The 13,868-nt window shown below is 38.4% G+C and carries 12 protein-coding genes; 2 read left to right on the plus strand and 10 right to left on the minus strand.

Annotated elements, in window-relative coordinates; all coding sequences use genetic code 11:
- The first annotated feature begins 59 nt into the window (after positions 1–59).
- Positions 60–2,969, plus strand: a complete 2,910-nt coding sequence (locus FJR37_RS15130) for a family 10 glycosylhydrolase (RefSeq protein ID WP_168466399.1) — start codon at positions 60–62, stop codon at positions 2,967–2,969.
- Between the two features lies 1 nt (position 2,970).
- On the opposite strand, the gene FJR37_RS15135 is transcribed toward FJR37_RS15130, so the two are convergent.
- The 9 genes from FJR37_RS15135 to dndC form a co-directional block, all read right to left on the minus strand.
- A complete protein-coding gene (locus FJR37_RS15135) occupies positions 2,971–3,729 on the minus strand; it encodes a HEAT repeat domain-containing protein (protein WP_039204618.1) in 759 nt (252 codons plus the stop codon).
- A gap of 35 nt (positions 3,730–3,764) precedes the next feature.
- Complete coding sequence (locus FJR37_RS15140) at positions 3,765–4,322, minus strand: N-acetyltransferase (protein WP_168466400.1); 558 nt, start codon at positions 4,320–4,322, stop codon at positions 3,765–3,767.
- A gap of 18 nt (positions 4,323–4,340) precedes the next feature.
- Entirely contained in the window at positions 4,341–4,478 is a 138-nt protein-coding gene (locus tag FJR37_RS15145) for a hypothetical protein (protein ID WP_168466401.1), read from the minus strand.
- Between the two features lie 108 nt (positions 4,479–4,586).
- A complete protein-coding gene (locus FJR37_RS15150; protein ID WP_168466402.1) occupies positions 4,587–4,988 on the minus strand; it encodes an ABC transporter permease in 402 nt (133 codons plus the stop codon).
- A complete protein-coding gene (locus FJR37_RS15155) occupies positions 4,973–6,481 on the minus strand; it encodes an AmpG family muropeptide MFS transporter (RefSeq protein WP_168466403.1) in 1,509 nt (502 codons plus the stop codon). The genes FJR37_RS15150 and FJR37_RS15155 overlap by 16 nt, the downstream gene beginning before the upstream one ends.
- A gap of 37 nt (positions 6,482–6,518) precedes the next feature.
- A complete protein-coding gene (gene dndE, locus FJR37_RS15160) occupies positions 6,519–6,914 on the minus strand; it encodes a DNA sulfur modification protein DndE (protein WP_168466404.1) in 396 nt (131 codons plus the stop codon).
- Between the two features lie 94 nt (positions 6,915–7,008).
- Positions 7,009–7,287, minus strand: a complete 279-nt coding sequence (locus tag FJR37_RS15165) for a hypothetical protein (protein ID WP_168466405.1) — start codon at positions 7,285–7,287, stop codon at positions 7,009–7,011.
- A 30-nt stretch (positions 7,288–7,317) separates the two neighbouring features.
- On the minus strand, positions 7,318–9,306 hold the full coding sequence (dndD, locus tag FJR37_RS15170; RefSeq protein ID WP_168466421.1) for a DNA sulfur modification protein DndD: 1,989 nt from the start codon (positions 9,304–9,306) through the stop codon (positions 7,318–7,320).
- Between the two features lie 210 nt (positions 9,307–9,516).
- Positions 9,517–11,142 (minus strand): DNA phosphorothioation system sulfurtransferase DndC, encoded by a 1,626-nt coding sequence (gene dndC, locus FJR37_RS15175; protein WP_168466406.1) that lies wholly within the window; start codon positions 11,140–11,142, stop codon positions 9,517–9,519.
- Between the two features lie 180 nt (positions 11,143–11,322).
- Here dndC and FJR37_RS15180 point away from each other — a divergent pair, with 180 nt between their 5' ends.
- Positions 11,323–12,921 carry a DGQHR domain-containing protein gene (locus FJR37_RS15180; RefSeq protein ID WP_168466407.1) on the plus strand — a complete coding sequence of 533 codons (1,599 nt, stop codon included), beginning with the start codon at positions 11,323–11,325 and terminating at the stop codon, positions 12,919–12,921.
- Here the strand turns inward: FJR37_RS15180 and FJR37_RS15185 are convergent, their stop codons facing one another.
- Complete coding sequence (locus FJR37_RS15185) at positions 12,922–13,860, minus strand: HNH endonuclease (protein WP_168466408.1); 939 nt, start codon at positions 13,858–13,860, stop codon at positions 12,922–12,924.
- Positions 13,861–13,868: the final 8 nt, after the last annotated feature.

Raw genomic sequence — 13,868 nt, forward strand, 5'->3', positions numbered from 1 at the left:
AATTAACAAAATTCTTTCCTATCCTTAACAACTGACAACTGACAACTGACAACTGACAAATGAATAAAAAGACAGTCGGATTCGTTATTTTAAATATTAACTTGTTCCTGTTTAATATCTGGGGAGTATTGCCTGTAAAAGCTATTAATGATTCTCCTGTATTCAGTGTGGTTAATAGCCAGAATAATCCTGAAGAATGGCAAAGAATTAGCAACCGCTTACAGAAGCTAAATGTGAAATATTGTGTGATTCCGCTGAGTCAAGTTAAAGATAAGACTGATTGGGGTAAACCATCGGTATTATTTTTGCCGAATGTAGAGGTATTGACAACGGAACAGGCGATCGCCTTAGATCAATGGGTAAGTCAAGGTGGATATTTAATAGCTAGTGGACCAGTGGGTAATTTATCCACACCAGGAGTTCGTCAATTATTACGAAAACTTCTAGGAGGTTATTGGGGATTTAGCTTCAACACCATTGAAAATTTGCAACCCACAAATACGAATATTCCTGATTGGATAAATCAAAAAGAATTATTTGGTGCAATTCGAGGTGGTGTGATTATTCCTAATAATTCTACTAGTCAAACTCCTGTAAGTTGGGACTCCCAAGATCATCCACCAGCAATATTAACAACTGAAAAATCTACCTTATTAGGTTGGTATTGGGGAAAAGATACATCTGTAGGATTAGACATTGCTTGGTTAAAAGCATCCTTAAATCGTTATTTAAGATTACCAGTTAATAGCAAAAGTAAACTTACAAATCCTGCTTCAAACTGTCAGCTAACAATAGCTACTGAACCCACGCAACCGCAAATTCTAGAAAAATTACCGATTGCTTCCGAATCCCCACCTCCTAAAAAAATTCCCAAAAAACCCATTGCTACCTCCAAGTCAAAACCCACCAAAAAAATCTTCAAAAAAAGCACCCTTACCTCCCAATCCAAACCTCTTAAAAAAACCACCATTACTTCTCATGTAAAACCTGCTAAAAAGATTGCTAAAAAAACCACAGTTATTTCCCGGCTAAAACCTGCTACAAAAATAACTGTTACTTCCCAATTACAACCAAATCCAAAAAATACAGGATCATTAGTAGTTTCTAAAATTACTAATGAAAATTTTATTGATCCAATTAATCAACTAGAAGAAAATGTCCGCTTAGATGTTATACCTAATTCTAATCAGCCGATTAATCAAAAAGAAGGTATAGCCCTGCAAAAAGAATTAGAAAATCTGATTGGTAGATTAGAAAGTACCCATATAGCAGCATTAGCTTATAATTCTGCCAAAAATATCAACAATAATGGCACTAATTCCCCACTGGAAAAAGCAGAATCAATCAAAACAGCATCTTCCAACCCAGAAACATCAGCATCAAACTTAGCAGAAACATTAGTACAAGCGAGAGAAACAGTTAAAAGTATCCCCTTATTAATTCAACAAAAAAACTATGTAACAGTTAGACAGAAATGGTTACAAGCTAAAGCAAATCTATGGCAGCAATTTCCCGTCAATCAACGATTAGCACAACCAGAAATTCGGGCAATGTGGTTAGATAGAGGCACTATTGTCAAAGCCGGCAATGAAGTCGAATTAGCCAAAATTTTTGATAAACTAGCAAAAGCCGGAATTAATACCATTTTTTTGGAAACCGTCAATGCCAGTTATCCCATTTATCCTAGTCAGGTAGCACCTCAACAAAACCCCCTGATTCGTGACTGGGACCCCCTAGAGAGTGCGGTGAAACTAGCTCATGCACGGGGAATGGAATTGCACGCTTGGGTGTGGGTATTCGCCGCTGGAAATAACCGTCATAATGAAATTATTAATGTTAGTCCTGATTATTTGGGACCAGTATTAGCCGCAAATCCCGATTGGGCTAATTATGACAATCGAGGTAATATTATTCCCATTGGTCAAACTAAACCTTTTTTAGATCCAGCTAATCCCCAGGTAAGAGAATATTTAACTAAATTATATACCGAAATTGTTACTCGCTATCAAGTAGATGGTATTCATTTGGATTATATTCGTTATCCTTTTCAAGACTCTCTTGTTGGTCGTAGCTATGGTTATGGTAAAGCTGCAAGGGAGCAATTTAAACAGCAGACTGGTATTGACCCCTTGGATATTTCTCCCAGTCAACGGGATTTGTGGCAACAATGGACAGCATTCCGCACCCAAAAGGTGGATAGCTTTGTGGCTGAATTATCACAGACCTTGCGACAAAAACGAAACACCCTGATTTTGTCAGTAGCTGTTTTTCCCTTACCAGAATATGAACGCGTAGAAAAAATTCAGCAACATTGGGAAGTATGGGCAAGAAGAGGAGATATAGATTTAATTGTGCCGATGACCTATGCTTTGGATACACCTCGGTTTCAAGGATTAGCTCAACCGTGGATTACTTCTACAAAATTAGGTGCTACCCTATTAGTTCCAGGAATCCGTCTGAAGTCATTACCAACTATGGGTGCATTTGATCAATTGCAACTTTTGCGAGACTTGCCAGTGAACGGTTATGCGTTGTTTGCAGCGGAAAATTTTCATCCTGAACTAGAACAAATATTTAATAGTACCCAAGGAATTAAAAACGAACCTATACCCCAGCGTCAACCTTTTCGCACGGCGGCGTTTCGTTATGCAGCTTTGCAGAGAGAATGGCGCGTGGTGGAAAAAAATAGTCAGTTACATAAGTCTGCAATCACCAATACTGAGTTTGAGAAATTAGATCAGGAGTTAAAAGATGCGTTGAATCAACTGGCATCTGTACCGTCTGCTCTTAATTTAATTACAGCCAGAAAAGCCCTCAACCAGGTTCAATTGCAATTTTCACAGATACCGGGGAAAAATCAAGCCAATCTCTATCAAGTTAAAGTTTGGGAAAACCGTCTTCTGGCTATTGAACGACTCATCCGTTTTGGCGAAAGAAGATTAAATATGCGTCAAAGGAATGGTATTTAAGCTAAAACCATCCTTCTTGTTCTAGGGTTTCGATTAATTGTAAACCACGAGGATCTCCTACGCCCAGTAGTGAGGCTTTGGTGTCTGCTCTCACTCCTAAGTCTTTATCTTCGGCAAAAGCTTGGATTAATGCGTCTATAGCTGTGGCATAGACGACGTTAGATGGTAGTTCTTTACAAAGCTGGCCAATTGTCCAAGCGGAGTTACTTCGTACAGCGGCGATGGGGTCTGTAACTAAGGCTTCAATTAGGGCGGGAATTGCGCCGACGATGGCTTCATAACCTACTTCTGTCATCTGTGCTAGGGCGCTGGCTGCCCAGAGACGGACGGCGGGAATATCGGTTCTCAGGGCATTAGTGAGGGGTGCTAAGGAACGGCGATCGCGGCAATTACCTAAAGCCCAGACTATGCCTTTGCGAACATAACCATTAAAATCGCGGTTGAGTTGCATAATTAATGGTTCTACGGCTTCTTTGGCTGGGTTACGTCCGATACCATAAGCAGCACTAACTCGCACTAGGGGACAATTATCTGTTAAAAGATGGATGAGATGAGGTGTTGCTCGTTCATCTTGAATATCACAAAAAGCACGCGCTGCTAACATCCGTTGTTGAGGCTGGGTGTTTTCTAAGAGTACCAGCATTAATTCCGCATCAGGTTTTTCCACTTCTGACTCATCAGTAAGTGGTTCTATTTTATCTAATGGGCTTTCTAGCTCAACTTCAGCATCGAGTAGGCTTAGTTCGTATTCGTCGTACATAATTATTCAACTGTAACCTGTTCCCTGTTCCCTAATTAGAGTGATTTTACCATCCAGAGGGATTGTTCTTGATAACCAAGTTGATGATAAAGATTTAATGCGGGTGTGTTGGAGAGAAATACTTGTAGTCCAATTTGGCGATAGCTGGGCTTGCCGGAGACATCACGTTTTTGTGTAGCCCAATTTTCTACATAAGCCATTAATCCTTTACCAATGCCTTTGCGCCTATATTCTGGGATGACGTACAGGAGAAAGATGTACGGATGGCGATCGCCACTAACCTGATCTATAGCATTCCCCACCCATAAACAAGCTACGGGTGATTGGTAATCGGTGATTGGTAATTGGTGAAGAATTTCCTCCCCTACCGCCCCTACCTCCCCCACCTCCCCTACCTCTCCTATCTCCCCTACCTCTTCATAGACCCACCATAAGGGGGTATCACGACAGAAGTATTGCTCAACTGTATGTGCTAAGTGGGAAAAGTCTTGATTAGGGAATTGTTCTTGGTAAGTGCGCTGCATGAACTTGACCAAGAGGGCTTTATCGAGGGTAGAACCTTGACGAAGAGAATAGCCGGGAATGAAATTCAAAATAGACTTATGCCTCAATTACCTAATGATCATGCCAATGGGAGCGGGAGCTACCATATCCGAGGGTAAAAAGATGCGAGCGCTGACTGCTACCAAAGCCAGGGTAAATATCAACACTGCAATCAAAGGGGCAATATATTGACGAAAAATAGCCATGTTTTTGTTTATGAATAAATAGCAACAGTATCAATTCTAGCGAATTCTCAAGAATAAATTAGCCAACTTGCACTAAGCAAAATGAATTTGTCTTTTTCTGCCCTAATATTAAGGCTGATCCTGGTCTAATTCATTTAAGACTTTTTCACAGTACCAATTTTCGGGCATTCCTGGAACGGTTTGTTTGGCTTGTTCAATTAGTCTTTCCGCCGCCGCTACGTCTCCAGATAATCTAGCGATGAGGCGATTTTTGAGGTAGTTGCCGGTCACTTCTTCATCTGGTTGGTTGGGGATGCTGGGATTGAGTGCTTGCAGGGGTTCGCGTCGCAGTTGCCAAAATAGGACGTAATAAAGTGTCCCAAAAATTAGGATCAGGCTGATAGTTCCCAGGAGTGTGAGGAAATTAAAAGCCAGATTTTGCAGAACTAATTGTGAGAGGACATAGCCCAGTAATAGACCTGTAACTATTAGAACGAATGTACCGACAAGAATAACTACTTGTGTTCCCATATATCTTCTTCTTGTAGTCCTGGTCTGGTGGTTGCCAATACCTTGGGATGCCAAGGGGCAACAATAGGTAATAGTAGCAAACCAGGTAACGCCGCTACAAGAGAGAGTAAGAAAAATGTCGGCCAACCTGTGGCTGTAGCCCAACTACCTGCGGGGGCGGAAAGTACGTCTCGACTAATGGCCATGAGGCTGGAGAATAAAGCAAACTGGGTGGTTGTGAATCGGTGGTTACAGAGACTCATTAAAAAGGCAACTGTAGCGACTGTGACTAATCCAGCAGAGAAGTTTTCGATGTTTACGGCGATGACTAGTAGGGAATAATCTTTTTTATTAGCCACAGCTAGGGCATAATAACCCAAGTTACTGAGTAATTGCAGCGCTCCAAATACCCACAAACTGCGATTTAAGTTAATTTTGGTCATGATTACACCCCCAGCTAATACGCCGACGGTGGTGGCAAGAAATCCCATTCCGGCTTGGATTGCGCCGATTTCGGTTTTTGTAAAGTCTATTTCTCGTAAAAATAAGTTGGCTGTAATGCCGACGAGGGAATCACCTAGTTTATAGAGGAGAATAAAACTGAGTGTTAAGCTGGCTTGTTTGATGCCAAAGCGGTGAAAAAATTCTTTAAAGGGTAGGAAAATAGCTGTTTGTAAGTTTTCAGGCGGACTATCTTCGCTAACTTCATTTAATAGGGAGTTTGGTAATAATACGGATGCAGTTATCCAAGCTACTAATAATCCTGCTAATAACCAATAAAATACAGGTTGGGGAATGAAGCCGACAAAAACGCCAGCTATTAACCCTGCTACTAGTAACGTGATCATGACTATAAAAATCACGTCTTTGCCAGAAATGGGGGCTAGTTGTGTTTTATTTTGTAGTTTGTGTTCTGCGGGCGACCACAAAGTAGTAAATATACTTCCCGCCATAATCACTGCCATGAGCAAATATACGACATTCCAAGGTAGATAATCTGCTAACACTAAGGCGAGGGAACTGGTAATAAATAGGGCGATCCGGTAGCCTAATACCCACACAGATGCCCCTGGTTGCGCCTCTAGGGGGTTTAAAATGTCGGTACGGTAGGCATCACCAGCGATGTCCTGGGTGGCGCTGAGGAAGGTAATAATCAGGCAATTGATGGCGAGGATTTGTAATACTTGTTCGCTTTGGGCTGGTTGTTGAAGGGCAAGGGCAGCGATCGCTAATACTAACCCAATTTGGGTCATAATTAACCAACCTCTTCTGCCACCTAGCAATGGTGGTGTAAATCTATCTAATAGGGGCGACCAGAGAAATTTTAAGGAATAAGGTAAACTTAATAACCCAAATAAGGTGATTTTGGCAATATCAACTTTGGCATCTTGCATCCATAGTTGTAGGGTTCTACTCGTCAGGAATAGTGGTAAACCTGATGCAAAACCTAGTAATAATAAAGCACCCATTTTCTGGCTTTGGAAGGCCTGTCTGAGTGCTTGAATTTCTTTCATAAGAGTTATCTTGTCATTTCTACTAGACGGTGCAAAATCAGGATTTTACGTTCTTTGTAGCCTGTTCAATTAGATCTTCAATTTTCTTAATATTCTGATCTCCGGCTAAGTAACCAATACCTCGATGTAAATGTAAGCGAAATTGCGTAATCAGGGTTTCTCTATCTGTATCTAAGCCGTCGTTGTAGCATCTTTGTTTTAGTGCTAAAAGTAAAATATCGGACATTTCTCCCCCGAAAACCCGCCATGTCATTTCGACGTTACTATCTTGGGGGATAGGTACGGGGGATGGTGCTGCGGCTTCTGTGAGGGAACGACAAAACGCCCACCGACATAATATGTTCCATTGTTCGATTTTTGTGCTGCGTTTAAGTTTGAGGAGTTGTTCTTTGGCTGTTTGGGAGAGTTTGATTCTTTCTATTGGTGATTCCATGATTTTGGTGATTGGTGATAATAAATTTAAGTCTCACGCAAAGGCGCAAAGACGCAAAGGAAGAAATAAATCAGAAGTTTGAAATTTGCTAATTTTATATAGTTTGTTTATTTTGATTGTGGGCTAGATTACGGACTATGCGATTTAGAAAACTCAGATAATCATCTATTTCTTCATAACTATCTAATTCTTGTTCTTCTTCTGGTGTGAGTTGAGAATTTTGTTGTTTAAAAAGTAATGTTTCAATGCGATTCTGGACATTACTAGAAGCACGAAAGATAGGTGTTCCTTCTTGTAACTCGATTGTGACAGCACCTTCTAAGGGTAAGGTAGCAGGTAAATTATGTAAAGTTGGTAGTAGAGGAATTGTCATATTTAAATCCATGAAATACTAAATAACATTTTACCAAAAATAACCAGGTTTGATTGTGGTTTCTCTTTTGTTGGAGTTATATTGGAGTAGGTATTCGCGGGCTATGGCTTCGGTTTCTTGGAGGTTTTGATATTCTTTTTTGCCGATTTCGGTGTCGGTGGAAAGGAGGATTACTTGATGGCTGGCTGAGGGAAAGTATCTTTCTACTAGGTTGTTGCGGTGGGAGGAGTCTAGTCTTCCTAATGGGGTGTCTATGGCGATAGGTAAGCGTCTTCCTGATACTTTGGCTAATCCCCACAAAAATGCGATCGCTAATAGTTGTTTTTCACCGGCGGAAAGCCGATGTTTGGGGACTTGTTTTCCGTTTAAATCATATAATGATAAGCCGAAGGTTTTACTATCAATAGCTATGCGATGTACTAGGTCTGATTTATGTAATAAATATAGAAAACAGTTTTTGACTTCTTCTTCTAATTTATTCAATTTTCTCAAAGTCAATCTTTCTCGAAATACTTTTAATGTTTGTTGAACTTTTAATGCAGAATCAATAATATGTTCACTATTTTGATATTTGATATTTTGTACAGTATATTCATTTAGTTCTTGTCTCAATTTTTTGGTTTCTGTATCTAATTCTATCAGTTTTTGAGTCATTATGTCTGACTGAGATTTAATTTTATTAAATTCAGTTTGTGCTGCTTTTACTGCTTTTTGTAGTTTTGTATATTCTTCCGGTGCAGCCGCAGTTTGTACTTGTCTTTCTAAGGTGAGGATTTCTTCTTCATAATTAGTTAATTCATCTAATTGCTTTTGGGCGGTGTTTTGGGAAACCTGTAAACGATAAGTTATATTGTCAAGTAAACTTAAACTTTCTTCATCTCCATTTAACCAATTATTTTCTGTGGATAAGTTATTAGTATATAAGTTATTGATATCTTCAGCTAAAAAAGATTGAATATTAGTAACTTTATTATTTTCTAGATTTAATTGTTGTAGCCAATTCAATAATCTTTCATCTCTAGCAATTAAGACATCTTTCGCTAATTGAATTTGTTGAGTTTTCAGTTCTTTTTCTCCCTGTCTTTGCACTTGAGATAATAAAGGACTAATTAAGGCTAAAGGTAAAACATCAGCAGCTAGTTCACACAAAGATTCACGAACGTTATTAGCAACTTTAATTTTCTCTTCCTTTTGTTGTTCTAACTGACTACGTTCAGCAGCAATTTTACCACCTTCATTCACAAATCTATCTAAAGCCTCTTCATGAATTTTTTCTAATTCTGTAACTTGAGTATTTATATCTTCTAGTTTTATCTGATTGTTTTTGTATTCTTCCTGTTTTTCATGGATTCGGGTTTCAATTTCTGCTAATTTTTCTAAATCTTTTGTATCTGCAAATTCTCGTTTTTTGCGATTTACTAATATTTCTAAATCAATTGCTAATTTATCGGCTAATTCTAAACCCAAAAGTCCGTTAATCGCATCTACAACTATGGGCGGCGGTATTTCCTGTTCTGCAAGTTCTTTAACTTGTTCACCGTCAAAGAGAAATAAATTGGAAATGCCTATAGGTAAGATATTTTCTATATATTCATCCCAAATATTTACCAATGAATCAATTGGCCATGTTTCATCATCTCCTAATATTCCTAAATGGTCTTTTCCGTCTTTAGGATTTTTTTCCCAAGTCCGCACAACCCGATATTTTATGGGTCTATCTTCTTCGATATGTTCAAAAACTAATTCTATTCTGGTTTTTTCTGTGGGGGTACTTTTACTATTCACGCATTGGGTGAGAAAATCACTATAACTCAAATTTCCCCTGGTTGAACATTGGGCGCGTTGTCCATATAATGCGAGGCGAATGGCATCCATGAGGGTGGTTTTTCCGCCGCCATTCATTCCTCCTAATAAGATAATTGGACGGGCGTTGTCTTCGTCAATTTTGGGGTTGAGGTTGATGATTTGTTTACCAGCATAAGGACCGAAGTTTTGCAGGACTAATTCTAGGAAGATCATGGGTTTTTGGGTTGGGTATTCTAGTTTTTTTAAACGAACCACAGAGGCACAGAGGACACGGAGAAAGAGAGAAAGGAGATATTTATCTCGTTCCCTGTCTCTGACAGGGAATGCTGTCAAGAGGCTCTGCCTCGGTTATAATGAGTTGAGGTAAAACCTCAAAATTGGCATTCCCAGCCAGAGGCTAGGAACGAGGGTGGGGAGGATATTCTATTGGTCTGGGTTATCATCTGGGTTCTTTTGTGCATATTTGAAGTTAGCCCAAGTTTGTGGTTTACTCTCTTGTTTTTCGGCGGTATCTCCTAAACTTAATTGTTTGAATTTTTCCCGAATTGTCGCAACATCACCTTCTAATGCTGCTTGTCTTAAATCCCGTTTTAAATGGGCATTTGCGATCGCTTGTTCTGGTGAACGAGAACTTGTATCAAAGCATTTTTCTAGGCTTTCGTAGATACCCACACGGCGAGTTTTTTTCTTAAATTGTCTTTCTGTATCTAATAGTCTAGCCATTAATTCTAGGTGCATTCCGTCACCTTCACAAATTTCTTCTAATACTCCCCATTCGTCACTACCAAGTATGCTTTGATCTGCACCAGGACGAGGATCTTTAAATACTTCTCCTGTGACTTCTTCATATATTCGGGGTAAGCTATCATCAAATTCGTGTTTTTCTTCTAACCAGATTCGGCGAATCTCACTTAATTCAGCTTGAGAAATAAGAGTAAGATCACGCATATTTTCTGGCGCATTTCGACGCATTTCTGTTTGCGCTGTTAATAATTTTCTTAGCCAATATTCTCGCCAATATTTGGTATAGGGACCATGTATAGGTTCAACAGATGTTTCACCATTTACATTACGTTCAAATAATTGAACTTCTCCCCGTAACCGACGAAAATCTCTTTTTTCGCGGTCACGGTCAACATCTAATTCAGCACGAAAATCAACTAATGGTTGTAACCATTCTTTTTCTTCATCATTTTGAATCATTGCTTGCATAGATTTATCACTATTAACTAATGTACAAACCCAGCAACCAAAGCGAGAACTACCACAGCTAGGAGTAGAAGTATCAACAACTAAAGGACATTCATTATCTGCTGTTGCACCTCTATACATAGTAAATAAATCTTTATTGCTATATCCCCAAGGATTTGAAAACTGCATTAAATACATCCAAACTTCATCAGTTCGCCAATCTTCAATAGGTGTGTAAAGTAAAGAATTTATTAAATTAGGATGAGGACAAAGGCGCTCTCTGACTCGACCTATTTCACGTTTTATCATAATCAAACCGCGAGTTATGCTTTCAGTCTTGCGAGTTCCTAAAATAACAATTGTTTCACCATTAGCTCTCACAACGTCACGAATAAAAAGATTAGAAGGCTCAATTTTTAGCCGTCCAGTACACCAGCGGAATTTATTGCGTGGCGCTGGGTAGCCTTTACCAATTAAACCTGCCCAATATGTTTGTTTAGTTTCTGGTTGTAGTAAATGAGGTTGTATTGGCATTTTTTGCTCTTCAGCCGCTACTTCCATTTGTTTTAATGAACTTTTTACCCAAGCAGAAACATAGGGATTTTCTACCCCTGTATCTGTTGTAATTACATGAATTGGTTTAGTTCTTTTTTCCGCTGGAAGTCCAGAAATTGCATTCCAAATAAGTTGTAAAGTAGCAGTGCTGTCTTTTCCACCTGAATAGCCTACTACCCAAGGTATTTCATCTAAACAATACAATTCTTGAATTTCTGTCGTCAAAGCTTGGATATACTCCACTAACTCTGGTACAGTACGATTCGGCTGATTTTTATTTTCTGGCTGTTGTGTTGTAGTCATTTTTCCTTACCTGTGGATACATGAACATAGAATCAATACTTCCCTTTGGGGGCATGAAATCATCTAGTATATAAATAAATCTAAGCTAGGCGTGCAGCATATTTTTAAAAATCGCATCCTTAGTATCCATCTTTTTGGACAATAAAGCAAGAGTTAGTCACCAAGTTTTCAAAAATTAACATGAATGATAGTACAGATACACTAAATAATCAACTCGCTAACGAGTATTTAGAACGAGAAAATCAGGATAAACAGGTATTAGCTTTACTGCTAGACAGGTTTTTAGAGAAGAAAGACCAAATTCTTGTCCAAAAGACAGAAATGGGTGGTACTGAGGCTTATATAGGTTCTGTGACATTGGAATGGTTCGCGGGACGGGTACATTTTGCCTCTGGTTTACCCCTGCTGCAAAAAAAGTACAACCCAGAGACAGAGAATATTGAAATTGATGCTGATAGTATTGATGACATTCAACAACGTCCTATTGATTGGTCGCGTCAAGCACCGTTAGTACAATATTTAGCAGCGAGAAAAAACCATAAATTTCCGGCTGTGTTGGTAGTAATTAATCAACCTTGGGTAGATAACCCCAAAGCAGCGCAGTGGGATAGTCAAGGACGGGCTAAAAAAGCGACTACTGATTTTATACCTTTAGATAAAGATGGTAAAGTCGGTTTACTGAATATTTCTGAAGACAATGTGACAATTTATGCTTTAGATGGTCAGCATAGATTAATGGGTGTCCAAGGTTTAATGGAGTTAATTAAATCTGGTAAACTGCAACGTTATAAAAAGGATAAAACTGCTGACGAAAGTTTTATTACTCTATCTGATTTGGTTGATAAATATCAAGTAGAACCTGCTTATTTACAAAATTTATCTAAAGAAAAAATTGGCATTGAATTTATTTGTGCTGTAAATACTGGGGAAACTCATACAGAAGCAAAACGACGGGTAAGATCAATTTTTGTTCATGTGAATTTGATGGCTGCACCTTTAACTAAAGGTCAGTTAGCACAATTAAATGAAGATGATGGTTTTGCTATTGTAGCGCGAAAAATTGCGGTTACACATCCACTTTTAGAACAAAAACCCAATCGCAATCCCCGTGTTAATTGGAATAGTGCCACAGTAGCCGCTAATTCTACGGTTTTGACGACGCTACAAGCCTTACAAGATATGTCCGAAAGGTATTTGGGGCAAAAGTTCCCCCACTGGAAACCTTTGGAAAAAGGGTTGATTCCCATGCGTCCAGAAAATGAAGAAATTCAGGAAGGAATTGCCGATTTTAGGCTACTTTTTGATAATTTAGCGAATCTTCCCAGTTATAAAATATTGGAACACGAAGATACAACTGTTTTGCGGCGCTTCCATTTTGAGAAAGACGGAGGTGAGGGAAATATGTTATTTCGTCCAGTTTCTCAAGTTGCTTTAGCGCAAGCTTTGGGAACTTTGGTATTTAAAAAAGATTTTGCTTTGACGGATATTTTTAAGAAGTTGGAGAAATTTGACCGTCAAGGGGGTTTTAGTAATATGGAATATCCTCAATCTTTATGGTATGGGGTTTTATATGACCCCAATAAAAAGCGGGTACAGGTAGTAGGAAAAGATTTAGCTGTGAAGTTATTTATTTATATGTTGGGAGGAATGACTGAAAAAATGGAAGTTACTGCTTTACGTAAAGCTTTAGCTAATGCTAGGACAATGGAAGAACAAACTATAGGTTTTGATGGTAAGTTAGTAAAACCGCAGGAGGTAGGACTTCCTGTTATTTTATAATTATGGCTGAAATATATGATCACGATGCCATTGCAAAGCTTCAATATCTGGAAAATATTTCTCCACTTTCGGTAATATAAGTATTTCCCCATGAAATTCTGTTATTGTTCTAGCGTGGGGAGATACTTCTTCTAATTCTTTACTAACGATTATTTTGTATTTATCATCAACAGCAAACCAACCCCTATCAAAAGCCCAATGATGATTTTTACAAAGTGCTATTCCGTTATGTATTCTACTGTCATAAAAAGCAGAAAATGGCTTTATATGTGCGCCGTCAACAATATTTTGATTACCAGTTTTAGTAACTTTCAACCCACAAAGAGCGCATTGACAATCATATACAGAAACAACCGCTTTTCTAAAGAAAGCATTTCTAATTAGTGTTTTTTTTAAACTCCATTGAGGGTTGTTGGGTAAATTTCCAATATCATCTAGTTTTTCTACTTCTGGATAATCTTGAAATGTTTGATTAATTTGTAGAAATTCCTCAATTTCATCTTCATTATCCGAGAAAAAAGCAGCTACAAGTGCATCAATTAATTCTTTGCGAGAAGATTCATCTTGTAAATAGTTAAATAATTCACTGTCTAAATATGCGTATTCAACAGCCTGTTTTAATTGGTTAGTTGTTTTTGGTTGTAAATTATTAAAACCTGCTTTAATTTCTACGTGCCAAAATCCCTCATTTTGCAGATGAAAAAATGGATAGTGTAAACCCCCTTTATAAGATTGTGAGCCAATAACATTCCAATATTTATTAAAAGCTTGAATTAATTCATCTGAGACAAAAATTTGATTATTGGTAATAACTCCTCTCATAATCAAATCAATTACGGTTAAAACTAATATTGGTTTATATTGAGCATTACCACGTTTTCGGCTATTACTTACTCTTAACTTAGAAAACTTTTCACAATAAAAACGAAGATTATTCATATTTCACT

It is taken from the genome of Aphanizomenon sp. UHCC 0183, from assembly GCF_009712065.1.
In the GTDB taxonomy this organism is placed as follows: domain Bacteria; phylum Cyanobacteriota; class Cyanobacteriia; order Cyanobacteriales; family Nostocaceae; genus Dolichospermum; species Dolichospermum heterosporum.

What these genes read in the sequence shown, in the direction of transcription:
- FJR37_RS15130 (WP_168466399.1), top strand. Translation starts at nt 60, where the DNA reads ATGAATAAAAAGACAGTCGGATTCGTTATTTTAAATATTAACTTGTTC.
- FJR37_RS15135 (WP_039204618.1), bottom strand. Translation starts at nt 3,729, where the DNA reads ATGTACGACGAATACGAACTAAGCCTACTCGATGCTGAAGTTGAGCTA.
- FJR37_RS15145 (WP_168466401.1), bottom strand. Translation starts at nt 4,478, where the DNA reads ATGGCTATTTTTCGTCAATATATTGCCCCTTTGATTGCAGTGTTGATA.
- FJR37_RS15150 (WP_168466402.1), bottom strand. Translation starts at nt 4,988, where the DNA reads ATGGGAACACAAGTAGTTATTCTTGTCGGTACATTCGTTCTAATAGTT.
- FJR37_RS15155 (WP_168466403.1), bottom strand. Translation starts at nt 6,481, where the DNA reads ATGAAAGAAATTCAAGCACTCAGACAGGCCTTCCAAAGCCAGAAAATG.
- dndE (WP_168466404.1), bottom strand. Translation starts at nt 6,914, where the DNA reads ATGGAATCACCAATAGAAAGAATCAAACTCTCCCAAACAGCCAAAGAA.
- FJR37_RS15165 (WP_168466405.1), bottom strand. Translation starts at nt 7,287, where the DNA reads ATGACAATTCCTCTACTACCAACTTTACATAATTTACCTGCTACCTTA.
- dndD (WP_168466421.1), bottom strand. Translation starts at nt 9,306, where the DNA reads ATGATCTTCCTAGAATTAGTCCTGCAAAACTTCGGTCCTTATGCTGGT.
- dndC (WP_168466406.1), bottom strand. Translation starts at nt 11,142, where the DNA reads ATGACTACAACACAACAGCCAGAAAATAAAAATCAGCCGAATCGTACT.
- FJR37_RS15180 (WP_168466407.1), top strand. Translation starts at nt 11,323, where the DNA reads ATGAATGATAGTACAGATACACTAAATAATCAACTCGCTAACGAGTAT.
- FJR37_RS15185 (WP_168466408.1), bottom strand. Translation starts at nt 13,860, where the DNA reads ATGAATAATCTTCGTTTTTATTGTGAAAAGTTTTCTAAGTTAAGAGTA.